The following is a 637-nucleotide window of genomic DNA, read 5'->3' as shown; positions in this document are numbered from 1 at the left end:
GCGTAGAACACCAGCCGCAGGCGGTTGCCGCCGGACGGGCGCATCTCGATCATCTCGGCCTTGCGCTCGCTCATCTTCTGCACGACGACGCCGGAATGCTCCTCGTCGACGTCGATCACGACTTCCTCGATCGGCTCTTGCCAGACGCCGGCTTCGTCCTTTTGCAGCACGACGCGGGGGCGCGACACGGCGATCTCGAAACCCTCGCGGCGCATGGTCTCGATCAGGATCGAGAGCTGCAGCTCGCCGCGGCCCGAGACGTAGAAGCTGTCCTTGTCGGCGGCCTCCTCGATCTTGAGCGTGACGTTGCCCTCGGCCTCCTTGAACAGGCGGTCGCGGATCATGCGGCTCGTGACCTTGTCGCTCTCGGTGCCGGCGAGCGGGCTGTCGTTGACGATGAACGACATCGTCACGGTCGGCGGGTCGATCGGCTGCGCCTGGATCGGGGTCTCGACCTGCGGGTCGCAGAACGTGTCGGCCACGGTGCCCTTCATCAGGCCGGCGATCGACACGATGTCGCCCGCCTCGCCCACATCGATCGGGGCGCGCTCGAGGCCGCGGAAGGCGAGGATCTTCGACACGCGGCCGGTCTCGACGACCTTGCCGTGACGGTCGAGGACCTTGATCGACTGGTTGG

Annotated in this window: 1 pseudogene; it reads right to left on the bottom strand. The window is 66.9% G+C overall.

The window, feature by feature from the left end:
• Positions 1–637: pseudogene (locus NS334_RS16905) on the bottom strand (translational GTPase TypA); the annotation flags it as partial.

Origin of the sequence: Sphingomonas endophytica, from assembly GCF_001476895.1 — a bacterium.
GTDB classification, from domain to species: Bacteria; Pseudomonadota; Alphaproteobacteria; order Sphingomonadales; family Sphingomonadaceae; genus Sphingomonas; species Sphingomonas endophytica_A.
Note: the sequence above shows the minus strand (reverse complement) of the source record. Positions and strands in the feature narration are given on the sequence as shown.